Source organism: Pelagimonas phthalicica, assembly GCF_004364805.1.
Lineage (GTDB): Bacteria > Pseudomonadota > Alphaproteobacteria > Rhodobacterales > Rhodobacteraceae > Pelagimonas > Pelagimonas phthalicica.
The window spans coordinates 329,884-353,855 of the sequence record NZ_SOAP01000003.1; the positions used below are offsets into that span (position 1 = coordinate 329,884).

Annotated in this window: 31 protein-coding genes and 1 tRNA gene; 18 read left to right on the top strand and 14 right to left on the bottom strand. The window is 58.1% G+C overall.

Annotated elements, in window-relative coordinates:
* Positions 1–16: 16 nt before the first annotated feature.
* The 3 genes from CLV87_RS19690 to CLV87_RS19700 all read right to left on the bottom strand — a co-directional run bounded on the left by CLV87_RS19690 (position 17) and on the right by CLV87_RS19700 (position 2,033).
* Positions 17–1,264, bottom strand: a complete 1,248-nt coding sequence (locus CLV87_RS19690) for a lytic murein transglycosylase (protein ID WP_099248925.1) — start codon at positions 1,262–1,264, stop codon at positions 17–19.
* Between the two features lie 111 nt (positions 1,265–1,375).
* Positions 1,376–1,639 carry an FAD assembly factor SdhE gene (locus CLV87_RS19695; protein ID WP_099248927.1) on the bottom strand — a complete coding sequence of 88 codons (264 nt, stop codon included), beginning with the start codon at positions 1,637–1,639 and terminating at the stop codon, positions 1,376–1,378.
* On the bottom strand, positions 1,629–2,033 hold the full coding sequence (locus CLV87_RS19700; protein WP_099248929.1) for a helix-turn-helix domain-containing protein: 405 nt from the start codon (positions 2,031–2,033) through the stop codon (positions 1,629–1,631). The genes CLV87_RS19695 and CLV87_RS19700 overlap by 11 nt, the downstream gene beginning before the upstream one ends.
* A gap of 85 nt (positions 2,034–2,118) precedes the next feature.
* Between CLV87_RS19700 and CLV87_RS19705 the strand changes: the two genes are divergently transcribed.
* Complete coding sequence (locus CLV87_RS19705) at positions 2,119–3,321, top strand: pyridoxal phosphate-dependent aminotransferase (RefSeq protein WP_099248931.1); 1,203 nt, start codon at positions 2,119–2,121, stop codon at positions 3,319–3,321.
* A gap of 25 nt (positions 3,322–3,346) precedes the next feature.
* A complete protein-coding gene (locus CLV87_RS19710) occupies positions 3,347–3,748 on the top strand; it encodes a hypothetical protein (protein ID WP_099248933.1) in 402 nt (133 codons plus the stop codon).
* A 336-nt stretch (positions 3,749–4,084) separates the two neighbouring features.
* Here CLV87_RS19710 and CLV87_RS19715 read toward each other — a convergent pair whose 3' ends face one another.
* Positions 4,085–4,498 (bottom strand): Lrp/AsnC family transcriptional regulator, encoded by a 414-nt coding sequence (locus tag CLV87_RS19715; RefSeq protein WP_099248935.1) that lies wholly within the window; start codon positions 4,496–4,498, stop codon positions 4,085–4,087.
* Between the two features lie 96 nt (positions 4,499–4,594).
* Between CLV87_RS19715 and CLV87_RS19720 the strand changes: the two genes are divergently transcribed.
* Positions 4,595–4,906, top strand: coding sequence for a cupin domain-containing protein (locus tag CLV87_RS19720; protein WP_099248937.1), 312 nt, complete (start codon positions 4,595–4,597; stop codon positions 4,904–4,906).
* Between the two features lie 21 nt (positions 4,907–4,927).
* On the opposite strand, the gene CLV87_RS19725 is transcribed toward CLV87_RS19720, so the two are convergent.
* Together CLV87_RS19725 and CLV87_RS19730 are read right to left on the bottom strand one after the other, a co-directional pair.
* Positions 4,928–5,206, bottom strand: coding sequence for a hypothetical protein (locus tag CLV87_RS19725; protein ID WP_099248939.1), 279 nt, complete (start codon positions 5,204–5,206; stop codon positions 4,928–4,930).
* A 161-nt stretch (positions 5,207–5,367) separates the two neighbouring features.
* Positions 5,368–5,829: a YHS domain-containing (seleno)protein gene (locus CLV87_RS19730; RefSeq protein WP_099249376.1), complete on the bottom strand. Its 462-nt coding sequence runs from the start codon at positions 5,827–5,829 to the stop codon at positions 5,368–5,370.
* A 360-nt stretch (positions 5,830–6,189) separates the two neighbouring features.
* Between CLV87_RS19730 and CLV87_RS19735 the strand changes: the two genes are divergently transcribed.
* Both CLV87_RS19735 and CLV87_RS19740 read left to right on the top strand, forming a co-directional pair.
* On the top strand, positions 6,190–6,507 hold the full coding sequence (locus CLV87_RS19735; protein ID WP_099249378.1) for a hypothetical protein: 318 nt from the start codon (positions 6,190–6,192) through the stop codon (positions 6,505–6,507).
* 93 nt (positions 6,508–6,600) lie between these two features.
* Complete coding sequence (locus tag CLV87_RS19740; protein ID WP_099248941.1) at positions 6,601–7,398, top strand: inositol monophosphatase family protein; 798 nt, start codon at positions 6,601–6,603, stop codon at positions 7,396–7,398.
* On the opposite strand, the gene CLV87_RS19745 is transcribed toward CLV87_RS19740, so the two are convergent.
* From CLV87_RS19745 to putA, 5 genes are all read right to left on the bottom strand, one after another.
* Positions 7,379–8,026 (bottom strand): phytanoyl-CoA dioxygenase family protein, encoded by a 648-nt coding sequence (locus CLV87_RS19745; protein WP_099248943.1) that lies wholly within the window; start codon positions 8,024–8,026, stop codon positions 7,379–7,381. The genes CLV87_RS19740 and CLV87_RS19745 overlap by 20 nt on opposite strands.
* On the bottom strand, positions 8,023–8,817 hold the full coding sequence (locus CLV87_RS19750; protein WP_099248945.1) for a phytanoyl-CoA dioxygenase family protein: 795 nt from the start codon (positions 8,815–8,817) through the stop codon (positions 8,023–8,025). Before CLV87_RS19750 ends, CLV87_RS19745 begins: the two co-directional genes overlap by 4 nt.
* A gap of 9 nt (positions 8,818–8,826) precedes the next feature.
* Complete coding sequence (locus tag CLV87_RS19755) at positions 8,827–9,195, bottom strand: GFA family protein (protein ID WP_099248947.1); 369 nt, start codon at positions 9,193–9,195, stop codon at positions 8,827–8,829.
* Complete coding sequence (locus CLV87_RS19760; RefSeq protein WP_099248949.1) at positions 9,192–9,929, bottom strand: rhomboid family intramembrane serine protease; 738 nt, start codon at positions 9,927–9,929, stop codon at positions 9,192–9,194. Before CLV87_RS19760 ends, CLV87_RS19755 begins: the two co-directional genes overlap by 4 nt.
* Before the next feature lie 81 nt (positions 9,930–10,010).
* The gene (gene putA / locus CLV87_RS19765; RefSeq protein ID WP_099248950.1) at positions 10,011–13,427 is read right to left on the bottom strand and encodes a bifunctional proline dehydrogenase/L-glutamate gamma-semialdehyde dehydrogenase PutA; all 3,417 of its coding nucleotides are present in this window, start codon (positions 13,425–13,427) and stop codon (positions 10,011–10,013) included.
* A gap of 143 nt (positions 13,428–13,570) precedes the next feature.
* Here putA and CLV87_RS19770 point away from each other — a divergent pair, with 143 nt between their 5' ends.
* The 4 genes from CLV87_RS19770 to CLV87_RS19785 all read left to right on the top strand — a co-directional run bounded on the left by CLV87_RS19770 (position 13,571) and on the right by CLV87_RS19785 (position 15,425).
* A complete protein-coding gene (locus CLV87_RS19770; RefSeq protein WP_099248952.1) occupies positions 13,571–14,041 on the top strand; it encodes an Lrp/AsnC family transcriptional regulator in 471 nt (156 codons plus the stop codon).
* A gap of 30 nt (positions 14,042–14,071) precedes the next feature.
* Entirely contained in the window at positions 14,072–14,614 is a 543-nt protein-coding gene (locus CLV87_RS19775) for a tetratricopeptide repeat protein (RefSeq protein ID WP_099248954.1), read from the top strand.
* A gap of 60 nt (positions 14,615–14,674) precedes the next feature.
* A tRNA-Leu gene (locus CLV87_RS19780) sits at positions 14,675–14,761 on the top strand.
* 223 nt (positions 14,762–14,984) lie between these two features.
* Positions 14,985–15,425, top strand: a complete 441-nt coding sequence (locus tag CLV87_RS19785; RefSeq protein WP_208293359.1) for an SH3 domain-containing protein — start codon at positions 14,985–14,987, stop codon at positions 15,423–15,425.
* Positions 15,426–15,455: 30 nt separating this feature from the next.
* On the opposite strand, the gene irr is transcribed toward CLV87_RS19785, so the two are convergent.
* Positions 15,456–15,872, bottom strand: coding sequence for a Fur family transcriptional regulator Irr (gene irr, locus CLV87_RS19790; protein WP_099248956.1), 417 nt, complete (start codon positions 15,870–15,872; stop codon positions 15,456–15,458).
* Between the two features lie 212 nt (positions 15,873–16,084).
* Here irr and fabA point away from each other — a divergent pair, with 212 nt between their 5' ends.
* From fabA to CLV87_RS19805, 3 genes are read left to right on the top strand one after another with little or no spacing between them, the layout of a single operon-like run.
* The gene (gene fabA, locus CLV87_RS19795) at positions 16,085–16,594 is read left to right on the top strand and encodes a bifunctional 3-hydroxydecanoyl-ACP dehydratase/trans-2-decenoyl-ACP isomerase (protein ID WP_099248958.1); all 510 of its coding nucleotides are present in this window, start codon (positions 16,085–16,087) and stop codon (positions 16,592–16,594) included.
* Positions 16,594–16,929: a zinc ribbon domain-containing protein YjdM gene (locus CLV87_RS19800; protein ID WP_099248960.1), complete on the top strand. Its 336-nt coding sequence runs from the start codon at positions 16,594–16,596 to the stop codon at positions 16,927–16,929. The genes fabA and CLV87_RS19800 overlap by 1 nt, the downstream gene beginning before the upstream one ends.
* Positions 16,930–16,979: 50 nt before the next feature.
* Positions 16,980–17,234: a hypothetical protein gene (locus CLV87_RS19805; RefSeq protein ID WP_099248962.1), complete on the top strand. Its 255-nt coding sequence runs from the start codon at positions 16,980–16,982 to the stop codon at positions 17,232–17,234.
* A 155-nt stretch (positions 17,235–17,389) separates the two neighbouring features.
* On the opposite strand, the gene CLV87_RS19810 is transcribed toward CLV87_RS19805, so the two are convergent.
* Positions 17,390–17,734 carry a hypothetical protein gene (locus CLV87_RS19810; protein ID WP_099248964.1) on the bottom strand — a complete coding sequence of 115 codons (345 nt, stop codon included), beginning with the start codon at positions 17,732–17,734 and terminating at the stop codon, positions 17,390–17,392.
* A 116-nt stretch (positions 17,735–17,850) separates the two neighbouring features.
* On the opposite strand from CLV87_RS19810, the gene fabB reads away from it, so the two are divergent.
* Genes fabB through CLV87_RS19825 form a run of 3 tightly spaced genes read left to right on the top strand, consistent with a single transcriptional unit; the run spans position 17,851 to position 20,220 of the window.
* Entirely contained in the window at positions 17,851–19,080 is a 1,230-nt protein-coding gene (gene fabB, locus CLV87_RS19815; protein WP_099248966.1) for a beta-ketoacyl-ACP synthase I, read from the top strand.
* 17 nt (positions 19,081–19,097) lie between these two features.
* On the top strand, positions 19,098–19,889 hold the full coding sequence (locus CLV87_RS19820) for an enoyl-ACP reductase FabI (RefSeq protein WP_099248968.1): 792 nt from the start codon (positions 19,098–19,100) through the stop codon (positions 19,887–19,889).
* Between the two features lie 10 nt (positions 19,890–19,899).
* A complete protein-coding gene (locus CLV87_RS19825; protein WP_099248970.1) occupies positions 19,900–20,220 on the top strand; it encodes a hypothetical protein in 321 nt (106 codons plus the stop codon).
* Between the two features lie 67 nt (positions 20,221–20,287).
* Here CLV87_RS19825 and CLV87_RS19830 read toward each other — a convergent pair whose 3' ends face one another.
* On the bottom strand, positions 20,288–21,157 hold the full coding sequence (locus CLV87_RS19830; protein WP_099248972.1) for a hypothetical protein: 870 nt from the start codon (positions 21,155–21,157) through the stop codon (positions 20,288–20,290).
* A gap of 176 nt (positions 21,158–21,333) precedes the next feature.
* On the opposite strand from CLV87_RS19830, the gene miaB reads away from it, so the two are divergent.
* The 3 genes from miaB (at position 21,334) to CLV87_RS19845 (ending at position 23,806) form a co-directional block, all read left to right on the top strand.
* On the top strand, positions 21,334–22,644 hold the full coding sequence (miaB, locus tag CLV87_RS19835) for a tRNA (N6-isopentenyl adenosine(37)-C2)-methylthiotransferase MiaB (protein WP_099248974.1): 1,311 nt from the start codon (positions 21,334–21,336) through the stop codon (positions 22,642–22,644).
* Between the two features lie 220 nt (positions 22,645–22,864).
* Positions 22,865–23,464, top strand: a complete 600-nt coding sequence (locus CLV87_RS19840) for an OmpA family protein (protein WP_166652802.1) — start codon at positions 22,865–22,867, stop codon at positions 23,462–23,464.
* 12 nt (positions 23,465–23,476) lie between these two features.
* Complete coding sequence (locus tag CLV87_RS19845) at positions 23,477–23,806, top strand: hypothetical protein (protein WP_099248976.1); 330 nt, start codon at positions 23,477–23,479, stop codon at positions 23,804–23,806.
* Positions 23,807–23,972 lie beyond the last annotated feature (166 nt).

Below are 23,972 nucleotides of genomic sequence, written 5' to 3' on the forward strand. Positions count from 1 at the left end.
ACGACCTGTTGGATTTTCAGCGTAAGAGTTTCAGGAGGGCGGGCGAAGGTGTACCAGTCACGGGCAAGCCACGCGCCTTTTCAAATCCACGAATGGCGGCTTTGGTTTTCTTGCCGATCACCCCATCCGGGCGGCCTGCGTCAAACCCTGCGCGGGTCAACCCGCGTTGCAGGGCTTCGCGCTCTTCCAGCAAGAGACCATATTTGTCGCGTCCAAATGGTGTCACCAGCGGGCCACCGCCCTGCAAGCGATGCGCCATATAGCCAACCCCCAGCGCATAATTGTCCGACGGGTTGTAGCGTTTGATCATGTTGAAGTTGTGAAACACCAAAAAGGCAGGTTTCGAGCGCCCCATCGGGGCCAGAATGGCCGCTGATCCATGATCGGGCAGACCGCCACCAGAGGCAGCTTTGACACCCAAAGACCGCCAATTGTCGACGCTGCGTTTGTTGCGATGGCCGATACTTGCATCAAACCCCGAAGGCAATTTGACCTCCAGCCCCCAGGTGCGCCCCTTTTTCCATCCCGCTTTTTGCAAGAAACGGGCGGTGGTGGCAAAGGCGTCGATGGGGTTTTCGCTCCAGATGTCACGCTTGCCATCGCCGTCAAAATCCACCGCATGGGCCTGATAGGCGTCGGGGATAAGCTGCGTATGTCCCATGGCTCCGGCCCAGCTGCCCACCAACTGGTTGGGGCGCGCATCACCGGATTGCACGATGCGCAGCGCATTCATCAGGTTGCTTTCAAAGAAGCGCCCGCGCCGCCCCTCCCAGGCGAGGGTGGACGTGGCCGAGATCACCGGGATCAAACCGCGCTTGGTGCCAAAGTAACTCTCAAGCCCCCAAATTGACGCCATGATTTCGGAGGGAACCCCATAGCGTTCCTCAACCTGCGCCAGCGCGCGGCGCTGGCTGGCATAGGCTTTGCGACCAAAGCTGACCTTTTCCTCCGGGGCAACAATGGCAAGGTAATCTTCGAGCGAGCGTTTGAATTCTGTCTGGTTGCGGTCGCGATCAATCACGCCGGGCAAATAGCCCTGACCACGAAAGGCCGCCGTTAGCGTCGCGTTGGAAATGCCACGCGCGCGCGCCCGTTCCTTAAACCCGACAACCCATTTGTCATAAGACGCATTGGGTTGAGGCAGGAATTCCGGCCCGAGCTTGGTCTTGGTCGAGACCTGCGCCGTGCTGGTGCTGCCGCCACCGCATCCCGCAAGAACCAAGGCCGTGGCCCCAAATGAAAACGCGCGTCGTGTGATCGCCATGATCTACCCCGATACCTGAAACCTCAAATCCTGAGGTTAGGCTAACACGGGCAGCGGCCCGAGCGGAATCCTCATTCCTGTCAGGGCAGGGGGAAAACAGCGAAAACCTGCTCAGCCGTTGGCGGCCACGGCGATGATGTCATTCACGGTGGGCTGGTGCGCAGTCGGGGCCGGTTTTTGCTGGGAAATCCACTGATAGATATCCTGATCATTCTCATCCAGCAGGGCCTCATAGGCGTCCAGTTCAGCCGCGGACAGCTCCGCCAAACGTGCCGCCGTGTAACGCATCAGCAGGATGTCCATCTCTTTCGTGCCGCGCCGCATGGAGCGCATGTTGAGACGGCGCAACCGGTTTTCGTGGGTTTCAGCTGTCATGGGGGGCAGATTCCTTTAGCAAGACGCGCAGTTTCTTTTCTAGCAGCCCCAACCGGTCGGCGCGGGCTTTGAACTCGGCGCGCAGGCTGCGCATTTCGGTCAAAACAGCGGTGACATCGGGGGGCAAGGTTTCTTCGTCATCCGGCGCACCAAGGCCTTCGCCCTCGCCGGTGATCAGCCAAACCATCGAAACGTTCAAAATGCCCGCCATCATGGACAACCTGTTGGCGCGGGGCTCTGACAGGTCTTCTTCCCAGTTTTGCAGGCTTTTCAATTTGACGCCCAGCCGTTTGGCCAAAGTGCCCTGTGTCATTCCGGCCGCGTCGCGTGCCGCGGCAAGTCGATCACCGAAGGTTGCGGATTCTGGACCGTACCAATCGTTTTCGTCATTCATGGTACAATTTCCCCCTCTGGGACAGCTTGATTGGGTCTGTGGCGCAAACTATGACAGGAGCTGCAAATTTACAAACAGGTGCCCCATGTCCTTTCTGTCACAGACCCTCGACCGCGTGAAACCGTCACCCACCGTGGCTGTGACCCAGCTGGCACAAGAGCTCAAGGCGGCTGGCCGGGACGTGATTGGCCTGGGGGCCGGTGAACCCGATTTTGACACGCCCGAGAATATCAAAGCTGCCGCAATCGCGGCAATTGAGGCGGGGAAAACGAAATATACTGCGCCCGACGGTATTATCGAGCTGAAAGAGGCGATTTGCGCCAAGTTCAAGCGCGAGAATGGGCTGGATTATACGCCCAAGCAGATCAGCGTCAGCACCGGTGGCAAACAAGTGCTGTATAATGCCCTGATGGCGACCCTGAATCCGGGGGACGAGGTCATCATTCCCGCGCCTTATTGGGTCAGCTACCCGGATATAGTGCGTCTGGGCGGCGGTGAACCGGTGATCGTCGAAGGTGAGCGTCAGCTTGGTTACAAAATCACGCCCGAAGCCCTTGAGGCGGCGATTACGCCAAAAACCAAATGGCTGATCTTCAACTCGCCCTCCAACCCGACCGGGGCCGGCTATTCGCGTGAGGAATTGCAGGCGCTGACCGATGTGCTCATGCGGCATGACCATGTCTGGGTCATGAGCGATGATATGTATGAACACCTCGCCTATGATGGGTTTGAATTCACCACTCCGGCGCAGATCGAACCGCGTCTTTATGACCGCACCCTGACCGTGAATGGTGTGTCCAAGGCTTATGCCATGACCGGCTGGCGCATTGGTTATGCGGGCGGGCCCGAGCATCTGATTGCCGCCATGCGCAAGATCCAGGGCCAATCCACAACCAACCCCTCCAGCATCAGCCAATGGGCGGCGGTCGAGGCACTGAACGGGCCGCAAGAGTTTCTGGCCGAACGCTCCGAGGCCTTCCTGCGTCGCCGCAACCTGGTTGTTGAGATGCTGAATGCCTGCAAAGGCATCACCTGCGAAACCCCGGAAGGGGCGTTTTATGTCTATCCGTCGATTGCCGATTGCATGGGCAAAACCTCGGCCGGAGGGGTGAAGATCGACAATGACGAAGCCTTCTGCAAGGCTTTGCTCGAAGAAGAAGGGGTTGCCGTCGTCTTTGGGGCCGCTTTTGGCTTGTCACCGAATTTCCGGGTCAGCTACGCTACGTCTGACGAGGCCTTGACTGAGGCCTGCACCCGGATCGCGCGTTTCTGCAACGGGTTGGCGTGAGTTAACAAAGAGGCAGGAGAACAGCATGGCCGGAGAACTGCCAGAGTATTATTACCGCATCCGTGAAAACGGGGCGGCGGTGTTTCGTGTCGACACGGAAAACCGCCAGCGTCGGATCGAGATGGAACAGATCGCAGTCATCAATCTGAACAAGGGCGAGTTCAAACCCCATGGGGATCGTGAGCTGTCTGGCGCGGATAAAAAGGAAATCTCTGGCTGGATCATCCGCCGCAAGGCCCTGCTGGCAATGCGCGACATTGATGATATCCACCGTGCTGTGGACCACCTGAACCTGACCACCCAATGGGCGCAATCCCGCGCCACCGATGATCAGCTCGAAGAGGTGACAGATGACCTGTTACTGGCCATGCATGATCTGCGCACAGTTCTGGTCCGCAAAAAGGCGGACCGGATGCTGAAAAAATAGCCCTACGCCTATCTCTGTGGCAAATGGCCTGGAATTGAGCCCTTTTCGGGGGGCCAAACCCCCGTACTGGGGAAGCGGCCCGCTTTTCTCCCCATGAACAATGCTAAGGACAATCTTATGTTCTTTTCAAATGTCATGGGAGGAAAGAGATGCACAATCATCCGATTTCGCCAGCACCACCCCGTCAGGGGACGCAGCCAAGTTTGTTTCCCTTGTCACCTTTTGCGCTGCGAACCTTGTTGGAACGCTACGGGTCCTGACCCGGAAACCAAAACCATGGCACCGGCGGTGATGCCATTGCGGGCCTGCACCGGGAAAACCCGGGCAGGCCCTTTTTCATAGGGTTTTCAAAACCAGGCTTGACCGCGCCTCGGTTATCGCGGAATGCGCGCCGATCTGGTCATTGAGCCGGGTCAGGTGATCCGCGCTGGGCAATCGGCAATGCAGGATCGCATCGGTTTCCCCGGAAAGTGATTGCACGGAACTGACCCCTTCGAGCTGACGCAGCCATTCCAGAACCGGCTGGCAGGGGCGGGTGTTGATGCGCACAAAAATCACCGCCGCCAGCCCAAGCGCGTCCGGGTCAGCCAAACGGGCATGATACCCGGTGATCTCTCCGCGTTCTTCCATCCGGGTCACACGATCCTGAACAGCGGTCCGAGACAAGGCGATCACCCGGCCAATTTCGGCAAAACTCATCCGCGCATTGGATTGTAACAGCGTCGCAATGCGTTTGTCGGTGAGATCCACAGCATTTCCTTCACTTCGCAGGGCAAAACCGGCGGTTCGCAATCTGTTTTGCCGCTGGTTCGCCCTCTAGATTGCCCGCCAAAGCGAGGAAATGCGATGCGAAAAATCACACCAAACGAGTTCACAGGAACCAAAGCGTGGCAGGCTTTGGATATTGATCTGATCGAAAATGCCAGCATCCGGCTGCATTGGACCGACGCGCCATATAAATGGCATGTGAATGATGGGTCCGAGGTGTTTGTCGTTCTGGACGGCAAGGTCGACATGCATGTTCGCCAAGCGGGCGAAGTCTTGGTCATCCCGTTGCAAGTCGGGGATATTTTTCATGCCGAAGATGGCGATGAACATGTCGCCCATCCCCAAGGGGGCGCGCGGGTTTTGGTGATTGAGACCGCAGGAAGCGTCTAGAAACAGCCCTGCGGCGGAGTCTCAGGGTCTGTGGCGCAGGCGCAACCGAGCTTCGGCCCGCAATTCCTCTACCAGTTCAGGATTGGCCGCTTCCCAGGCTTTCAGCCCACGATAGCCCAGCAGGTTTTGCGCCGCCCGCTCAGGGGTGCCCAATGGTGCGGGGGTCTCGTCAATAAACTCAAGCTTGAGCTCATTGTAGTTGGCCATGCAGCGATCCACTTCTTCCTTGTTCATCCAGCGTTCCGCCGCAGCGAGATCGCAAAGGTAATAAAGGCTCAGAAGGGGCAGGATCTGGGACATGGGCTCACTCCGGTTGCGGATCGGTTCCTTTGACACATGGGGAATTCGAATGGCGGAAGGCTGACAGAAAGCTCCTGTATTATGGTTAATAGAGCGTGCGCTCATAGGGCTGGCTCGGTCAAGCCCGCCCTATGAGCGCCCTGTTTTCTTAGCCCAGAATATTAACCCAGAATTCCGGGCCAGTTGGCTTCGCCCTTGGCAATATTGCCCGGAACATCCTGCAGCCACAGCTCGCGGGCGCGCAGATTGGCGTTCAGATAAAGCTTGCCTTCGTAGATCGTCCAGGCCTCGGGCGTGGTCGGAGCCAGATATCCGCGCGAGGCAGCAAAGGCGCAATAGCCGCCGAATTGTGGGGCATAAGCCATCGGGTCAGCTTTGAACTTGGCCGCATTTTCCGCCGAGGCAAAGCGCCACTCGGCCCCTTTCCAGGTCACGCTATGGGCGGCGGTTCCGGCCACCGGGCCATTGCCATCGAAATAGGCCACGGCATCAGACCCGTCGATCGCCACGCCGTTTTCGGCATAGGTTTCAGGTTCTTTCGCTAGGGCGCTCTGAGCGCTCAGCATCAGGGCGGGGGCGGCGAGGGACAGGCCAAGAAGGGAACGGCGGGTCAACGTGGTCATAGCGGGGCTCCTTTGGGTCGGGTTTCCCAACAAGATGCGCGACAGATCGGCCTTGCAAAAGCCCCGCTCAAGCGCCTGTGAACCCATGTGTGAAATGCGGTTCAAATGTTTCAACAGGGCCCCGGGCGAGGCAAAGAACGGGGAATCATACCCATTCCAGGGCATTCTGGCGTGAAAAGCCTGTCGAACGCCAACACCCCTATTTTGCCCGCAGCCGGTGCGTCGAGGCTGGATTCGTGCAAATTCTCCGTGTTTTCAACGGTTTTTCGCCCGAATAAATTGACTAATAAATTGACTAATGCGCCTGTGCTGGTAGCTTGAACAAAACTTGGGATTAACCAGTCTTCAATGGGGGATATCATGCGTATTGCACGGATTTTTGTTGCGGCTGCTGCCATGGCCGTTTCTGGCTCTGCGGCGTTGGCTTGGGGTGACATGTATATGGGCGACGGGACAAATAACCCGAATTCCAATACCTTGGCGCATTCCTACAACGCGCCTAACTACTGCCCGGCGGGGCTTCAGCCGGTGATGATGGGCGGCGTGATCTGTTGCGGCACACCCAATGCAGGCCCTTATATCGACCGTCCCGGCAAGGTACACAAAGCGTCCAAGCCGAAATATCACGCCCCGCGCGTCTACGCTCCGGTTGGCGAAAAGGGTGTCGTCGTCCGCTAAGGAGACGCTTCGCTCTTGGCAATTGCTCTCAGGCCGCGTATATGCGCGGCCTGATCGCGTTTCACCACCACATTCCATCTCACGGGGCAAGCCATGCAAGGCAGTGCAAATCTCAACATCATGATCAAGGCCGCACGCAAAGCGGGTCGCTCTCTGGTCAAGGATTTCCGTGAGGTTGAAAACCTCCAGGTGTCGATGAAAGGCGCGGGGGATTTTGTGTCTCGTGCGGATGTGGCGGCTGAAAACATCCTCAAAGAGGAATTGATGGGCGCGCGTCCGACCTATGGCTGGTTGGGCGAAGAAAGCGACGAGATCGCGGGCCAAGACCCGACCCGCCGTTGGATCGTTGACCCGCTGGATGGCACCACCAACTTTTTGCACGGGTTGCCGCACTGGGCCGTATCCATCGCGTTGGAGCACAAAGGTCAGATCGTCTCTGCCGTGGTGTTTGACCCGGCCAAAGACGAAATGTTCTATGCCGAGCGCGGGGCAGGGGCCTGGTTGAATGACAGCAACCGTATTCGTGTGTCTGGTCGCCGCCGCATGATCGAAGGGGTGTTTGCCACCGGCATCCCCTTTGCCGCCAAGCGCACCTTGCCTGCCACGCTCAAGGATCTGGCGCGCATCATGCCCGAATGCGCCGGTGTGCGCCGTTTTGGCTCTGCCGCTCTGGATTTGGCCTATGTCGCTGCAGGTCGCTATGATGGCTATTGGGAACGCGAGCTGAACCTTTGGGACATCGCCGCCGGTTACCTGATCGCCAAAGAGGCTGGCGCTCTGGTCGAAGGCATCCGCGGCTCAGACCAGGATCCGCTGGAAACCGGCAGCCTGATCTGCGCCAACAACGACATCTTCAGCACCTTTGCCAAGGTCATTCGTTCCGAAGGCTAAGCCATTGCAGCGGGGAGGGTAGGGATTGCGTCGCCAAATCAATGCGCAACACCGCGCGGGATTTTGCGCTGTGTGTCTTGCCTGATCTGTGCAGTGTGAGCATCGGCATCACCAAGAGATCGCCAGCCTTGCCGGCCTCCAATTCTTTAGGAAAACGCTTGGCTTGGTCATCGGCCTGATCCGATGGAACCAGGCCCGCGCAATGACTGCCTGCGGCGAATTCCATCCCCCCTTGATCCGGGCCAATGTCCTCTAGCAAGAGCCGCGTAAAGAGCATCGTTTCCAAGACATGTTCAGGCGGTTCACAATGCCAGATACCCGCCTTGCAGGACCAGTTTTTGTAGCCCGGCACCTCCTGTTGCTCTGCCACTGCGATAACGCGGTCTTGGTGCCAGGGCAGGGTCCAATTTTGGTTCTGTTGCTTATCGAACCCAACAACCCGCGTGATGATGGCCCCCGAGCTAATGAGATGCAGCGGCAGATTTTGCGTGAGCAAAAGCGCGATGTCTGATGTCAATTCAATGCGGGTGCCGGGGCGCTTGGCTGCCAGGCAGAGGCTCCGCAGCTCTTGCGCCACATCCCGACGTACCGCGTTGCGAAGCCAATAGGGTTTGTCAGGCAGCCTCACCGCTCAAACAAAACCGGAAACCAATCCTCGCGCAGCCTTTGTCCCTCTTGCATCTCATGCCCCGGAAAGGGGGGCGAGGTGCGGCCAGGGCGGGTGACATAACGCGCGTCATCCCCCAACATGCGCAATGAAAACGCACGACGACGTTGGTCTGTCGTGTTGCCGCGTGCGCCATGCAGGATGTCATAGTTAAAGGCCACCGCGTCACCCGGTTCCATCTGCCATTCCAGAATGGTCATCCCTTCGGCATCCGGGTCCGGCACGGGCATATAGGCGTCTTCATCCGGATAGAAATTCTCTTCTGACAGCCAGCGGGTGGGCAGCACCGGCTTGTCCCATAGATGTGACCCCGCAACACAGCGCAACGAAGCCTCGGTCACCGGGTCGAGCGGCGACCAAAAGCTGACCGTCTGACGCCCGGAGACAAAGTAATAGGGGCCATCCTGATGCCAGGGGGTCGGCTTGGAGGTGCCGGGCTCCTTGACCAGGACATGGTCGTGAAACAGCTGCGTGCTGCGGGATTGCATCAGGTCGGCGGCCACTTCGGCGGCGGCGCTTTTGCGGATAACGGTTTCAAACTCGGGAATGCGCTGCCAATTGCAATAATCGTCAAAAAACCGCCCGGCCTCACCCTTATGCAGGTTCTCAGCCGCATAAGGGCCGGGATCAGCCATGTTGCGCGCGACACCAGCGCGGAGCGTTTCGACATGATCCGCCCAAAGCCCCTTGATCAGGGTGACACCATCGCGCTGGAACTGATCCACATGGTCCCGCGTTACCAAATTATGCATGTTGACTCCCTATTGATCGGACGGATGGTTCACCCCATCCACCCACTTGACCGGTTCCATATCCTTGGGCTCTACCCCTTCGATTGTATAGAGATTTACTCCATATTCATTCGGGTTGGAGCGGCGTTGGTGAAACATGTAGATCCCACAGACCGAGCAGAACCGATGTTTCGCTGTGTGGGTGTTAAAGGAATACAGCGTCAGCTTGTCTTCGCCCTTGACCACGTCGATGCCCCCCAAAGGGGCGGAAACAGCCGGGGCCCCGCGACGGCGGCAAAAGGAACAATCGCATCGGCGCGCGGTGTTTAATCCATCGCTCAGGGTGACCCGCAATTCGACAGCGCCGCAATGGCAGGTGGCTTTGACTGTTTCACTCATTTTCGACGGATCCTTGGTACTTGGGTATAAGAATACTGAGCCTCGGGATGGGGCGGATGGAATTGGTTGTCATGCCAAAATCGCGTGCCGCCAAGGCGCAGGAATGTCGGCAAAGTCAGGATGATCCCGGCAATAAACCCACCGGCATGGGCCCAGTAAGCGACGCCGCCGCCGTTCGGGTCAGATCCGACACCGCCAATCAATTGCATGGCAAACCAGATCAGCAAAGTGATCCAGGCCGGGATTGGGAAAATTTTGAAAAACACGATCAGGATCAGAATGATGTCGATGCGCGCGCGCGGGTAAAGCAGCAGATACCCCCCCATCACCCCGGCAATCGCACCCGAGGCACCGACCGTGGGGACATTAGAATAGGGGGCAGACAGGTAATGGATCAACCCGGCGGCAATCCCGGCGGCTAGGTAAAAGAAGAGAAAGCCGAAATGGCCCATCTCGTCTTCCATATTGTCGCCAAAGATGAACAGAAACAGCATGTTGCCTGCAAGATGGGCGAGGCCGCCATGCAGAAACATCGAGGTGAGCAGCCCGGTAAACCCATCCCCTTGGCTCAGGAAAACCGGGACCAGCGCGTAATCCGCGTAAAAGGCCAGCAGTTGCCGGGGCGAGGCCGAGAGATGCCAGGTTGAGACAAAGATCACCACATTCAAGACGATCAGCGCATAGGTGACATAGGGCGTGCGCCCCGAAGGGTTGTGATCTCGGATCGGAAACATAGCGGCAGAGTGCCAGTTTGTCCCCGCGCGTCAAGGCGGAACCAAAAGGCCCCGCCTTGAAAACTGTTTTGGTTTGGGCGCTTACCCTTCGCCTGCCAGCAAGGATGCGTTGCCCCCTGCGGCGGTGGTGTCGATGCAGACATGACGCTCGGCGCGGACATGGGCGATGTCAGGCGCGTCGGTGATCAGGGGGAGCAACGCACCAGTGCGCTCTGCCAGAGCGCTGCGATAGGCGCGCGCGTCGGCTTCATCTCCCCACCACAATGCGCCAGCAAAACCGGGCAGGTCTTGCAAGGCGTCAGCAGGAACCGATCCATGGGCCTCGACCGCGACGCCACCAAGCGCAGTGACCGCCTGCGCCTGCGCGGCGGCGCAATCTGCTCCGGGGCCAAGGCACAGAACTGGCGGGCGGGCCATATGGCTGTGCTGGTTGGATTCACCAGTTGGCCCGGGCAGGTCCAGCGTTGCCTCTGGCGTTGCAGGGCCCGCTGCCTCCAGCGCCGATTGCAGGCGTGTGGCGTTGTCTTGTCCGGCCCAATCCTGACCCGCGACAGGCGCAGGCTGTTGGCGGAAACGATCGACATAGAACGGGCCGCCTGCCTTGGGGCCGGTGCCCGAAAGGCCCTCGCCGCCAAAGGGTTGGCTGCCGACAATCGCGCCAATCTGGTTGCGGTTGACATAGATATTGCCCGCGTGAACGCGCTCGGTCACATGCTGAACTCGGTCATCAATCCGCGTCATCAGGCCAAAGGTCAGGCCATAGCCGGTGGCATTGATCGCATCGATCACCGCATCGACCTCATCGGCCTTGAAGGTTGCCACATGCAGAACCGGGCCAAAGATCTCGCGTTCCAGATCGGCAATCCCGTTGATACGCACCAGGGTGGGGGGCACGTAATAGCCGGTTTCAGGCACGGCGCAGCGCTTGATCTCGCGACCTTCGCTGCGGGCCAGATCGATATGGGCCATGATCCCGGCGCGCGCCTCTTCGTCGATCACCGGCCCAAGGTCCGAGCGCAACTCCCACGGGTTGGCGGGCACCAACGTGTCCATGGCCCCGGTGAGCATTTCCAGGAAGTCCTCGGCGATGTCTTCTTGGACATAGAGGCAGCGCAGGGCCGAGCAGCGCTGGCCCGCCGATTGAAACGCGCTTTCGACGATGGCTTGCACGGCTTGTTCGGGCAGGGCGGTGCTGTCGACGATCATAGCGTTCAAACCGCCTGTTTCCGCAATCAGCGGCGTGCCGGGGGCGAGGTTTTTCGCAACGGATTTGTGGATGATCTGCGCGGTTTCGGTCGAGCCGGTAAAGGCCACGCCCGCGACCTGCGGTTGCGAGGTCAGTGCCGCGCCGACATCCCCGGCACCGGGTAGCAGTTGCAAGGCTGTGACCGGCACGCCCGCCTCATGCAGCAATTGCACAGCACGATGGGCGATCAGGCAGGTTTGTTCAGCCGGTTTGGCCAAAACAGCGTTGCCTGCCGCCAAAGCCGCCGCAATTTGACCGGTAAAGATCGCCAGAGGGAAGTTCCAGGGCGAGATGCAGGCAATGACGCCACGGGCCGGGGCCCCAGCGCTTCGCACCGCATAGTAGCGCAGGAAATCCACCGCTTCGCGCAGCTCGGCCACCACGTCGAGATTGGTCTTGCCTGCTTCGCGATGCAGCAGGGCAAAGAATTCGCCAAAATGGGCCTCGTAAAGGTCGGCGGCGCGGTTCAGCGCTGCGGCGCGCTCATCCGGGGAGGCATCCCATAGGGTCGCGGCCTCGGCAGCGATGGCCACGGTTTCCGGGGTGGCCCAGGTGATCGAGCCAACGGTTTCGCTGGGGTAAGACGGATTGAGCACCGGGCTTATTGTGCCGGATGGCGCGTCTTTCGCCACAAGGGGCGCTGCCTGCCATTGCGCGGCCTGAAAGGGCGCGCGGGCGGCGTCGATCTGTTCCAATGTCGGGCGATGACGCAGATCGAACCCTTTGGAATTGACCCGCTCCGGTGCAAACAAATCCGGGCCTGCGGTGATCTTTCCTGTGACCACTTCATCGAACGGATCGGCGGCGACCACTTCGGGCGCGACATCTTCGTCGACAATCTGGTTCACAAAAGAGGAGTTCGCGCCATTTTCCAAGAGGCGGCGCACCAGATAGGCCAGCAGATCGCTATGCGCGCCCACAGGGGCATAGATCCGGCAGCGGGTCAAATTCTGCTCTTTCACCAGATCATGCAGAGTCTCGCCCATTCCATGCAAGCGCTGGAACTCAAAGGCGTCTTTGTCGTCCGCCATATGCAGGATGGCGCTGACCGTATGGGCGTTATGGGTGGCAAATTGCGGATAGATCCGGTCAACCATGTTCAACAATTTGCGGGCATTCGCGATATAGGAAATGTCGGAATGGGCTTTGTTGGTGAAGACCGGGAAACCGTCGAGACCAGCCACCTGGGCCTTTTTGATTTCGCTATCCCAATAGGCCCCCTTGACCAGTCGCACCATGATGCGGCGGTCGTGTTTCTGGGCAAGTTCATAGAGATAGTCGATGGTGCAGCCGGCGCGCTGGCCATAGGCTTGCACGACAACGCCGAACCCGTCCCAACCTGCGAGGGATGGATCGCTCAGCACCGCCTCAATGACATCCAGCGACAGGGCGAGACGCTCGGATTCTTCGGCGTCGATGTTCAGCCCGATCCCGGCGGAACGCGCCAGACCGGCCAGAGAGCGCAGGCGCGGCACCAGATTTTGCATCACCGCGTCGCGCTGCATCTCGTCATAACGCGCATAAAGCGCCGACAGCTTGACCGAAATACCGGGGTTTTCACGAATATCGTCGCTGTGCGCTGCATCCGCGATGGCCGAGATCGCGCGGGAATAGGCCAGGTGATAGCGCCGGGCATCCGCTTCGGTCCGCGCCGCTTCGCCGAGCATGTCGTAGCTATAGGTATAGCCCTTGGCCTCCATGGCGCTGCCGCGTTTCATGGCGGATTGGATGGTTTCCCCCAAAACAAATTGCGCGCCCATTTCTTTCATCGCGCGGGCGACGGCGGTGCGGATCACCGGCTCGCCCAGGCGTTTGATCGCGCCACGCAGGTGGCCAACGGGGCCGGGGGCGTCCTCTTTCAAAACTTTGCCGGTCAGCATCAGCGCCCAGGTCGAAGCATTCACCAGCGGAGAGGTCGAGGCCCCCATATGTTTGCCCCAGTTCGACGGAGCGATCTTGTCCTCGATCAGGGCGTCCATGGTGGTGGCATCAGGCACGCGCAGCAGCGCTTCGGCCAGACACATCAGGGCAATGCCTTCATCCGTGGACAGCCCGTATTCAGCAAGGAAAACTTCCATCAGGCCGGGTTTGGTAGACGAGCGGATGTCGCGCACCAATTGCGCCGCTTTCGCGCTGATGTCGACCCGTTCCGATCCCGACAAGGCGGCGCTCTCCCGCAGGGTCGCGATGATCTCGGCCTCGTCGCTATAGGTCAGCTCATCGACAAGACGGCGGTGGTTTGAGAGCGGCATGATGTCCTCCGTTGTTGGGGTTGTATTGAGGGCGGCGTGAAATGGGTCACTCTTCCTGTCTATCTTAAAGCTTGCGGTTTAATCGTCTGTTATTGTAGTCAGTGCTGACGATTTGACCTTTAAAACTGCGAAAGGGCAGTCAAATGGACCACTTAGATCTGGATCGGTTTGACAAAGCGATTCTGACCACATTGGCGGAAGAGGGGCGTATCTCGATTGCCGACCTTGCGCGGCGCATCGGGTTGTCGAAATCTCCGACCCAAGCGCGGCTGCGCAAATTGGAGCGTGACGGCACCATCCGAGGTTACCGCGCCATTCTGGATCCGATCCAGCTTGGCCTTGATCATGTCGCCTTTGTCGAGGTGAAGATGAGCTCGACCAGCGAGGCCGCTCTGGCCAAATTCAACGCTGCGGCGGCCTCAGTTCCTGAAATTGAACAAGTGCATCTAATTGCAGGGAATTTTGACTACCTTCTCAAAGTGCGCACTGCTGACATGCGCGCCTATCGCCGTGTTCTAGCGGAAAAGATTTCGACCCTTCCAGGCATGTCTTCCACTTCGACCTATGTGGCGATGGAAGCGGTCAAAGAGGATGGTCTCGCAGACGTGACTTGATTTTCCGCAGGCGTGGGTCACCATTGGCCCATGATACGCGCAACTCTTGTTTCCATCCTCTGGGCTGGGGCTGCCTTGGCCGATGGCTGTCCGGTTGCCCCTGATCACATCGCCGCCTTGCAGCCGCTTTACGAGGCGCTGCAACAGGTCGACAACGACTTCGAAGCGCAGCAGCTGTCCAACGAGATGTGGAAATACTGGGCGCAGGCCCCGGATGAGGCCAGCCAGGAGATGCTGGATGAGGGCATGAGTGCGCGCGCCTCCTGGGATTTTTTGCGCGCGATAGAGCGGTTTGACACGCTGGTAAGCTACTGTCCGTTCTATGCCGAAGGGTTCAATCAGCGCGCCTTTGTCAACTACTTGCGTCAGGATTACGAGGCCGCCTTGCCTGATCTTGACCGCGCCTTAGAGCTCAATCCGCGCCATATCGGGGCGCTGTCGGGCAAGGCGCTGACCTTGCTGGCAATGGGGCGCGACTTTGAGGGGCAACAGACCTTGCGCGATGCGCTTGAGCTGAACCCGTGGCTGTCCGAACGCCACCTGATCCAGCCTTTGCCGGGGCAAGAACTTTAACCATTTCCTGACCCTATTGCTCTTTACACCACGGATGGCCCGGCTATTGTCGCGCCACTGGCCCGCGTGGTGGAATGGTAGACACAGGAGACTTAAAATCTCCAGGCTTAATAGGCCGTGCCGGTTCGAGTCCGGCCGCGGGTACCAGGTGTCAGGATCGCTATGACAAGCCCGTGGCTTGCGCCCCTTCCGCAGACCGCTAACCGTATATCAGACATGGTAAAACTATGCTGGAACCGTCATTGATTGGGGCGGTGTGCCAGCGTGGAACCTCTTAATTTTAAGGCTCCATTAGGGGTGGAAATCCAGACTAATCACAGTTCAAAAATCAACTATTATTTAGCAAGTTTTTAGCTGCTAGGTCACCCGCATGAAACCCATCACCCAAAACTACACAACGCTCTTTGCGTCCTTGTTTTTGTCATCGAGCATCCTCTTCCTGAACACTCAAACCGCCCAAGCTGACAGTCTGGATGTCATGATCTACGAGCGCGGAGGGGATGGCCAAGTGGCGGAATGCACGTTGGACATGGTCGAGGGGCTGAACACCGAACGCGACGGGTTTTTATCCGTTCGTTCTGGCCCCGGTACCAGCTTTCGCCAAATCGATCAGCTTCATAACGGAGACTTTGTCATCACTTTTGACATTCGCGGCGATTGGGCTGGGGTCTATTATGGGCGCGGGCACGAGTTGATCGAGAACGGCAATGAAATTGGTTGTGGCTATGTCGGTGAAGGCCAGCGTCCCGTGCCATATCCGGGCAAGAAGGGCTGGGTGCATCGCAATTGGCTGGTTCTGGTGGCCGGGTAAACCGGCCTGCTCAACACGTGTCCGAAACCTTCAAACCTTGCGCAGACGGATCACCACATCCACCGCCGCGATTTCCATCCCTTCGGGGGCGTCGGGCAGTTCAACGATGCGCAGCTGTTCCGCCGGGGCGTCGGTCAGTTTGCCATCGTCTTCCCAAAAGAAATGCGGGTGATCATGGGTGTTGGTGTCAAAATAGCTGCGCGAGCCATCGACGGTGACTTCTTGCATCAGGCCAGCGGAACAAAACGCCTTGAGCGTGTTGTAAACCGTGGCGAGCGAGACAGCTTCGCCCTGATCCTTGGCGCTTTCAAACAGGCTTTCGGCGGTGACATGGCGGTTTTGACCATCACCCACCAGCAGGGCCGCCAAAGTCAGCCTTTGCCGCGTCGGACGCAGGTCCGATTTGCCAAGCCATTCCTTGCCGCGTGTCAGTGCCACTGAATTCATCGGTCGCCGTGTCCTATTTGCTGCCTCAGCTATATAAACCTCAACGGGGCATGTTTTCAAACGAATTTGCTCTTGCACCTCACTCGCAACACAAACAGCGCGGCGCGTCCGGTCCAAGCCTGCTTGGGCGCAACCCCGCTTGGCATTATGTAGGGCGAGTGGTAGAGGAATCCTTAGAGGAACTCAGAAAAACAACATAGGGGCGCGTCAGCATGGCTGATTTTCCGACCAGCTTCAGCAAAGAAGATCTTTTGAAATGTGCGGCAGGGGACCTGTTTGGTCCGGGCAATGCTCAATTGCCTGCACCGCCCATGCTGATGATGGACCGGATCACCGATATCTCTGCGGATGGCGGTGCCCATGGCAAAGGCCATGTGCTGGCCGAATTCGACGTGACGCCGGATCTATGGTTCTTTGAATGCCATTTCCCCGGCAACCCGATCATGCCTGGCTGTTTGGGACTGGACGGTTTGTGGCAGTTGACCGGCTTTAACCTCGGCTGGCGTGGCTGGAAAGGCCGCGGTTATGCGCTGGGTGTCGGTGAGATCAAGCTCAAGGCCATGGTGCGCCCCGAGGCCAAACTGGTCACCTATGAGATCGACTTTACCAAAGCCGTTCAAACCCGCCGCCTGACCATGGGTGTTGCGGATGGCATCGTGAAGGTTGACGGCGAATTGGCTTATGAAGTCAAAGACATGAAGGTCGCCCTGAGCGAGAGCTGATGTCAGACAACCTCCCCCCATGCCCCGAATGCGCATCCACGTTCACCTATGAAATGGATGCGCTTTTGGTCTGTCCGGAATGCGGGCATGAATGGTCCGCATCCGCGCAGGAAAGCGATGACGACATTGTGCGCGACAGCGTTGGCAATGTCTTGTCAGACGGTGACACGGTCAGCGTGATCAAATCGCTGAAATTGCAGGGTGGCTCGGGCAGCGTCAAAGCCGGGACCAAAGTGCGCAACATTCGCCTTGTCGCCGGTGGGCACGATATCGACTGCAAGATTCCGGGCCTGGGGCAGATCGGATTGAAGTCGCAATTCGTGAAGAAGATTTAGGCTGGCCAAGGCCGCGCTGAGCGAGGGCCAAACCAACAATAGGAGCCGTGATGGACGTCCAAGACTGTGTCAACGCGGCCTATCCAATCCCGGCGGCCCTGTTCTTTCTCGGCTGCATCGCCACGTCCTTCTACATCAAACGCAAACACCAATTGGGAATTGGAAAGACCTTTAAGGTGTTGTTTGGCATTGAACGTGTCCGCCACGACAAAGTGTCAACATTGCTCATGCTAGGCACACTTTTTGTGCCTTTGGCACTGTGGCTCTATTTGGGAAAAGACTGCAGCGCAGGCATTGCGGGGTAGGAGATCTCACAAGCGGTAAGCTGTCAAAAGAGCCTAGATCATCCCAACCTGACCTAGGCAATTGGAATTGCCTGTCGAGCCCATTTTACATCTTTCTGCTGCAATGCCCGGAAAAGCGTAAGAATGCTAAAGACGCCGCACATGCCGTGTCGTTGTTAAAGGTCAGCGTCTTGGATGAAACCGGTTTCGAGGTCCTCCAGCCAACTCGGGGCGTGGGTCTTCAAATGCGCCATTTGGTTGGTCAATGCCTGCAATAGTAGCGCCCTTGGAACCACTGTTAAGTATCCGATCACAATTTCCTGGGTTCCTCCGTCGTCGATTGAGTCATCAAAGGTTTTCAACAGGGCTTCTATGACCTGCAGCGGAGGGTTTTGAGGCAAGTGAAGGATGTAATCTGCCCAGTCCTGATCCGGGTTTATGAGATCAGCCTTGCTCCAACCTCGTTTTCGAACCTCAGAAAGAGACGCGATTGTCTCGACCATTTCTTTCACGGATGCCATAAATACGCCCCTGACCTCGCAAAACCAGCTTAGACATTCCTGATTGCATGTCGAGCCCACCTTGCACCTTCCCCAAGCAATGCCCTACTAAGAGGCAAGCAAACTAGGGAGGCCGCATGCGCCGTGTCGTCGTTACAGGTCTGGGGATTGTCTCCAGCATCGGGAACAATGCCGAAGAAGTTCTGGCATCGCTCAAGGCCGGAAAATCCGGGATCACCGCCAATGAGGCGATGAAAGAGCATGGTTTTCGCAGCCAGATTGCCGGTGACATTGACCTGAATGTGGCCGATCACATCGACAAACGCACCCTGCGTTTTATGGGGCCGGGTGCGGCCTATGCCTATATCGCCATGCAGCAGGCGATTGCCGATGCGGGGCTTGAGGAAAGCGATGTTGTGAACCCGCGCACAGGTCTTGTGGCCGGGTCGGGTGGTCCGTCTACCTCGGCCATGCTGGTTGCTCATCAGACCGTTCTGGAAAAAGGCGCGCCCAAGCGTATTGGCCCCTTTGCGGTTCCCAAATGCATGTCCTCAACCGTGTCGGCCAACCTGTCGACCGCGTTCAAGATCAAGGGCATCAACTATTCCATCACCTCGGCCTGTTCGACCTCACTGCATTGTATCGGCAACGCGGCTGAGCAGATCATGATGGGCAAGCAGGATGTGATGTTCGCAGGCGGTGGCGAGGAATTGGATTGGACGCTGTCCTGCCTGTTCGATGCCATGGGTGCGATGAGCTCCAAATATAACGACACGCCCGAGCTTGCCAGCCGCGCCTTTGATGCGGATCGCGATGGGTTCGTGATTGGCGGCGGCGGCGGTATGGTCGTTTTGGAGGATCTGGAACACGCCAAGGCGCGTGGGGCCAAGATCTATGCCGAGGTGACCGGGTTTGCCGCGACTTCGGACGGGCATGACATGGTGGCCCCGTCGGGTGAGGGCGGTGAGCGCGCCATGCGCTTGGCACTGCAATCCCTGCCAGAGGGTCGCAAGGTCAGCTATATCAACGCACATGGCACCTCGACCCCGGTCGGTGATGTGGGTGAGATCGAAGCGGTGCGCCGCGTCTTTGGTGAGGGGGCGACCCCGCCGGTCTCCTCGACCAAATCCATGACCGGCCACAGCCAGGGCGCAACCGGTGCCCAAGAGGCGATCTATTGCCTGCTGGCGCTGGAACATGACTTCATCATTCCGTCGATCAATGTCGAAAACCTTGATCCCGCCCTGAAGCCGGAAGAGATCGCCACATCCCTGGTGGAAAATGCCGGGCTGGATTCGGTGATGACCAACAGCTTTGGCTTTGGCGGCACCAACGGCTCGATGGTGATGTCGAAATATAAAGACTGATTTGCAGGACCAATTTCATGACCATTGATCTCAAGGGAAAACGCGGCCTGGTGATGGGCGTCGCCAATGAACGCTCGATCGCCTGGGGCATCGCCAAGGCCTGCGCCGACGCGGGGGCCGAGCTGGCCTTTACCTATCAGGGCGAGGCTTTTGGCAAGCGTTTGGAACCGCTTGCCGCCAGCGTTGGCAGCGATTTCATGGTGGATGTCGATGTCACCGATGATGCATCACTGGACGCAGCCTTTGAGCAGTTGGGTGCGCGCTGGGACAGTCTCGATTTCGTCGTGCATGCGATTGCCTATTCCGACAAGAATGAGCTGACCGGCCGTATCCTGAATACCAGCCGGGCGAATTTCAAAAACTCGATGGATATCTCCGCCTACAGCTTTATCGAGGTGGCGCGCCGTGCCCATCCGCTGATGAAGGAAAATGGCGGCACCTTGCTGACCCTGACCTATATGGGCTCAACCCGTGTGACGCCGAACTACAACGTCATGGGCGTGGCCAAGGCGGCGCTTGAGGCGACCACACGCTATCTGGCCAATGATCTGGGGCCAGAGGGTATCCGCGTCAATGCGATCTCTCCGGGTCCGATGAAGACGCTGGCCGGGGCCGCCATTGGTGGCGCGCGCAAGACCTATAAGCACACCGATCAAAACGCACCTCTGCGCTCGAACGCAACGCTCGACGCGGTGGGTGGCACCGCGGTCTGGCTGATCTCCGAGGCTGGCTCCTGCACAACCGGTGAAATTGTCCGCGTCGATGGCGGGTTCCATGTGCTAGGAATGCCTCAGCAGGAGAATCTCTGAGGGGGCTGATATGCGTCTTGTTTTGATTTTGGCCGCGATTGTCGGCGTTTCGGGGTGCATGCAAGGCGCAGGTCCCGCCGGTGAGGGCGGGGTTCCCAAAAGCGACGGGGTGGCGCGCAAACTGGCCAAAGGGGTGAGCCCCTCTGAGGCCGAAGTTGCGCTTGGCCCGGATAGCGGTTTTGAACGAAACCCTTCCAATTGGGATGAGGCCTGCGTGAGCTACAATTATGGCTCTGCCGAGGCCCCGAGATATGTCCATGCGGTTTTTGTAAATGACGCGCTGACCCGCGCCACCGACGGGCATTTAGACATCTGTTCTTTCGGCGCGTGACCTCGCAGCGCGCGCCACAAATTCCGTCGACGGAATTTGCAAAATCCGTGCACGGATTTTAAACCGCCTAGAACCACTGTCCTGGTTCAATCAACCCGAGATCCAGTAATTGCCGGGAATGCCACTCAAACGGCGTCGAATTATACCAGCGGAAACTGCGAATATCGAAGGTTGAACCGGGGTTGCGCTTGAGCGCCTTGGCCGTGCGAAAGGACACAATCGCCGCCGTCAGGTTGTTATGCCATGGGCAGGCATAGGTGTTGTATTCTTCATCATCAAAGGTGTGATCGTCGCGCAGTTTCAGCCCCGGTTTGGATTTGAACAGGGCCACGCGATCAATTTTGCGCCGCTCAACGGGCACATGTTCCTCGTACCGCCAGCGCAAACCACCAAAGAAATCCAGCTGCCGTTCCTTGGGGTAGTTGTTATTCGCCGGGTCGGGGCGGGCCAGGGCGTAATAACCAGACCGGTCCAAATGCGCATCATCCAGTGACACGGCATTGGGGCATTTGTCGAGATTGCCAGCATAGAGATCGACCACGTAGGCCAGCATCGCATCCCGCCGCTCTTCGGTATGAAAGGTCAGCAACTCGCCAATCGTGCGGGTCTCGCAAAACGGGTAAAACAGGTATTCGGCATTATAGCAGTAATACATCCAGATATCAGGCGCGGCGGCAATGACCGCGTTGATCGCGGCGGGCAGGGCCCCCTCGACGGTCATATCATATTCGACACGGTGTACCCTGTTCTCCAGATCGGGCGGCAGCTCGAACAGCGAGGACATAAAAACCGTCACCGATTTGAACCCCGAATGCATGTGATGGCGCAGGGTGGTGCCCAGCTCGGCATCATCCTCGGCAAAGACCAGCGCGATGGGGCCTTTGGCAAAGGCGGCTTTGCCCTTTTGGATATAATCGCTCAGTCCATTATAATACATGCATCAGCCCCTGATCCGCATCTGCCCCGATTGGGTGCGGAAATTTCTCCCAGAATCGGTGAAAATCTCGTGCATTGCAAGATGGGTCGGTTATGCGTTATCTGCGCGTTTTGACCCGATGGTGGTTTTTCAGGCGAAAATCCCACCAACGCCCGCCGCGAGCAACAGGACCGATCATGACCGAGCCGAAGAAACTCTTTATCAAGACCTATGGCTGCCAGATGAATGTCTATGACAGCGAACGCATGGCCGAGGCCATGGGCGGCAAGGGCTATGTGCAGACCGATACGCCTGACGATGCGGATATGATCCTGCTCAACACCTGCCACATTCGCGAAAAGGCGGCGGAAAAGGTCTATTCCGAACTCGGACGCTACAAGGGGCTCAAGGCGGACAAACCGGATCTCAAGATCGGTGTCGCTGGTTGCGTGGCTCAGGCCGAAGGGCAAGAGATCATGCGCCGTCAGCCCATGGTCGATCTGGTCGTTGGTCCGCAAAGCTATCACCGCCTGCCGGAGCTGGAGGCCAAAGCGCGTGAGGGCAAAAAGGCGCTGGACACCGATTTCCCTGAGGATGACAAGTTTGAAACCCTCAAAAACCGTCCCAAAGCCAAGCGCGGCCCAACCGCCTTTCTGACCGTTCAGGAAGGCTGTGACAAATTCTGCGCCTTTTGCGTGGTGCCCTATACCCGTGGGGCCGAAGTCTCCCGCCCAGCGGGGCGCATCATGGATGAGGCCCGTGAACTGGTCGAACGTGGCGTGCGCGAGCTCACCTTGCTGGGACAGAACGTCAACGCCTATCACGGTCATGACAAGGGGCTCGGCGGTTTGATCCGCGATCTGGCCAAAATCGACGGGCTCGAGCGCATCCGCTTTACCACCAGCCATCCAAACGACATGGATGACGACCTGATCGCCGCCCATGGCGATTGCGAAAAGCTGATGCCTTACCTGCACCTGCCGGTGCAGGCGGGCAGCGACAAAATTCTCAAGCGCATGAACCGGTCTCACACCGCTGAGGAATACCTGAAACTGATCGAGCGTCTGCGCGCCGTGCGTCCGGATCTGCACCTGTCCGGCGACTTTATCGTTGGCTTTCCAGAAGAGACCGAAGAGGATTTCCAGGACACGCTGAACCTGATCAAGGCAGTGGAATACGGCTCGGCCTTTTCGTTCAAATATTCCGAACGCCCCGGCACCCCGGCTGCCGAACGTCCTCAGGTGTCCGAAGAGGAAAAGGATGACCGTCTCCAGCGCCTTCAGGCCTTGCTGAAAGAGCAGCAAAAGGCCCTTCAGGATGCCATGGTCGGACGCGAGGTTTCGGTGTTGTTTGAGAAGACGGGCCGCATGACGGGCCAGATGGTGGGCAAATCCGAATACCTGCACGCGGTCCATGTCGAGGCCGAGGGAATCGCAGTGGGCGAGCTGGCCAAGGTGCGAATCGCCTCCTCCGGTCCCAACTCGCTCAAAGGTGTGCTTTTGCCGTGAAGAGGGCCGAACAAGCCTTTGTTTCGTAATAGCGAACCGGATTATCCACAAGAAAGCGACAGAATCCCGGGAATTGTTTCCGATTTCGCACCAATCAGGCTGCCTTTTCACTTCACACGCGAGCAAGGTTTGCTAATCTGTTGATTATAGTAACTTTGCGTGTACCGCTGCCTTTTTGGTGCGCGCAGTGGGGGAAACACAAACCAAAGGGACAGAGGCTGTGGCTAATCGATTGACCAAAGCCGTTGGCGCGCTTGCGCTGGCTGCTCTCGCTGGCATTTCGGCCACCGCGCCGGCATTTGCCGATGAAGCGGGGCAAAAATCACCATTCATTTCGACGCAAAACACACGCACCATTCAGGGCGAGCAATACATCCCTGGTATCTGGATTGATCCGGATGGCTGCGAACACTGGGTTATGGATGACGGTGTCGAGGGGTATATGACCCCACATGTGAACCGCAAAGGTATCCCGGTTTGTAACCGTGGCAACGTTTGCGGCGTCATGAATTCCGACCAATTCTTTGCCACGGACAGCTATCGTATCTCGTCCGCAGGTAAACAGCGCCTGGCCGAGTTCTTTAACAACGCGTCTGCTCAGGCCTATATCATCGCAGGTCACACCGACAGCCGCGCCTCGGACAGCTACAATATGAAACTGTCCTACAACCGCGCCCTGTCCGTTGCTCGCGTCGCAAAATCCGTTGGCGCAAATGTTGCTGATGTGCGCGGCTATGGCGAACGCCAACCCGTTGCCACAAACGGCACGGCCACCGGCATGGCGAAGAACCGCCGTGTTGAAATCATCTGCATCCGCTAAAGGGGTCTGACCATGAAAATGACGAAACTGGCCCTTCTGCTGGGTGCTGCTGCGGTTTTGGCTGGCTGCGAGGGCGGCGGACTTGAAGGTGTGGGCGCTTATGGCCCGGACAAAAGCATCGACCGCGGCATTGACGCTGACGATCTGAGCACCATGCATGCAGGCATCTGGGTTGACCCGAATGGCTGTGATCACTGGATCATCGACGATGGCGTTGAGGGTTATCTGTCCGCGCGTCTCGACAAATATGGCAAGCCGGTCTGCTCTGGCACCGCGCCTCCGACAATCGCCACCGGCGACTTCAAGCAGGGCTCGACCTCCATCATCGGCGACCCGCTTTAAACTATCTGTAAATAACGGCTTCAAGAGACCGGCTGCACCCAGCGTGTGGCCGGTTTTCTTTTGACCATTTCCCGCGCAATCAAACTTATCCCCAGAGATTTTCAACACGACACTTGCGCATCCCCGCGCGCCTTGGCACCATATCTATGTATTTTGGCACCTGAGA

Coding starts and splice junctions, on each gene's coding strand:
- miaB (WP_099248974.1), top strand. CDS start 21,334: ATGACCGAGCCGAAGAAACTCTTTATCAAGACCTATGGCTGCCAGATG.
- CLV87_RS19825 (WP_099248970.1), top strand. CDS start 19,900: ATGCGTCTTGTTTTGATTTTGGCCGCGATTGTCGGCGTTTCGGGGTGC.
- CLV87_RS19770 (WP_099248952.1), top strand. CDS start 13,571: ATGGACCACTTAGATCTGGATCGGTTTGACAAAGCGATTCTGACCACA.
- CLV87_RS19760 (WP_099248949.1), bottom strand. CDS start 9,929: ATGTTTCCGATCCGAGATCACAACCCTTCGGGGCGCACGCCCTATGTC.
- CLV87_RS19820 (WP_099248968.1), top strand. CDS start 19,098: ATGACCATTGATCTCAAGGGAAAACGCGGCCTGGTGATGGGCGTCGCC.
- CLV87_RS19800 (WP_099248960.1), top strand. CDS start 16,594: ATGTCAGACAACCTCCCCCCATGCCCCGAATGCGCATCCACGTTCACC.
- CLV87_RS19810 (WP_099248964.1), bottom strand. CDS start 17,734: ATGGCATCCGTGAAAGAAATGGTCGAGACAATCGCGTCTCTTTCTGAG.
- CLV87_RS19720 (WP_099248937.1), top strand. CDS start 4,595: ATGCGAAAAATCACACCAAACGAGTTCACAGGAACCAAAGCGTGGCAG.
- CLV87_RS19700 (WP_099248929.1), bottom strand. CDS start 2,033: ATGAATGACGAAAACGATTGGTACGGTCCAGAATCCGCAACCTTCGGT.
- fabA (WP_099248958.1), top strand. CDS start 16,085: ATGGCTGATTTTCCGACCAGCTTCAGCAAAGAAGATCTTTTGAAATGT.
- CLV87_RS19775 (WP_099248954.1), top strand. CDS start 14,072: ATGATACGCGCAACTCTTGTTTCCATCCTCTGGGCTGGGGCTGCCTTG.
- CLV87_RS19710 (WP_099248933.1), top strand. CDS start 3,347: ATGGCCGGAGAACTGCCAGAGTATTATTACCGCATCCGTGAAAACGGG.
- CLV87_RS19830 (WP_099248972.1), bottom strand. CDS start 21,157: ATGTATTATAATGGACTGAGCGATTATATCCAAAAGGGCAAAGCCGCC.
- CLV87_RS19755 (WP_099248947.1), bottom strand. CDS start 9,195: ATGAGTGAAACAGTCAAAGCCACCTGCCATTGCGGCGCTGTCGAATTG.
- CLV87_RS19805 (WP_099248962.1), top strand. CDS start 16,980: ATGGACGTCCAAGACTGTGTCAACGCGGCCTATCCAATCCCGGCGGCC.
- CLV87_RS19740 (WP_099248941.1), top strand. CDS start 6,601: ATGCAAGGCAGTGCAAATCTCAACATCATGATCAAGGCCGCACGCAAA.
- CLV87_RS19725 (WP_099248939.1), bottom strand. CDS start 5,206: ATGTCCCAGATCCTGCCCCTTCTGAGCCTTTATTACCTTTGCGATCTC.
- putA (WP_099248950.1), bottom strand. CDS start 13,427: ATGCCGCTCTCAAACCACCGCCGTCTTGTCGATGAGCTGACCTATAGC.
- CLV87_RS19750 (WP_099248945.1), bottom strand. CDS start 8,817: ATGCATAATTTGGTAACGCGGGACCATGTGGATCAGTTCCAGCGCGAT.
- irr (WP_099248956.1), bottom strand. CDS start 15,872: ATGAATTCAGTGGCACTGACACGCGGCAAGGAATGGCTTGGCAAATCG.
- CLV87_RS19690 (WP_099248925.1), bottom strand. CDS start 1,264: ATGGCGATCACACGACGCGCGTTTTCATTTGGGGCCACGGCCTTGGTT.
- CLV87_RS19695 (WP_099248927.1), bottom strand. CDS start 1,639: ATGACAGCTGAAACCCACGAAAACCGGTTGCGCCGTCTCAACATGCGC.
- CLV87_RS19845 (WP_099248976.1), top strand. CDS start 23,477: ATGAAAATGACGAAACTGGCCCTTCTGCTGGGTGCTGCTGCGGTTTTG.
- CLV87_RS19735 (WP_099249378.1), top strand. CDS start 6,190: ATGCGTATTGCACGGATTTTTGTTGCGGCTGCTGCCATGGCCGTTTCT.
- fabB (WP_099248966.1), top strand. CDS start 17,851: ATGCGCCGTGTCGTCGTTACAGGTCTGGGGATTGTCTCCAGCATCGGG.
- CLV87_RS19730 (WP_099249376.1), bottom strand. CDS start 5,829: ATGACCACGTTGACCCGCCGTTCCCTTCTTGGCCTGTCCCTCGCCGCC.
- CLV87_RS19705 (WP_099248931.1), top strand. CDS start 2,119: ATGTCCTTTCTGTCACAGACCCTCGACCGCGTGAAACCGTCACCCACC.
- CLV87_RS19785 (WP_208293359.1), top strand. CDS start 14,985: ATGAAACCCATCACCCAAAACTACACAACGCTCTTTGCGTCCTTGTTT.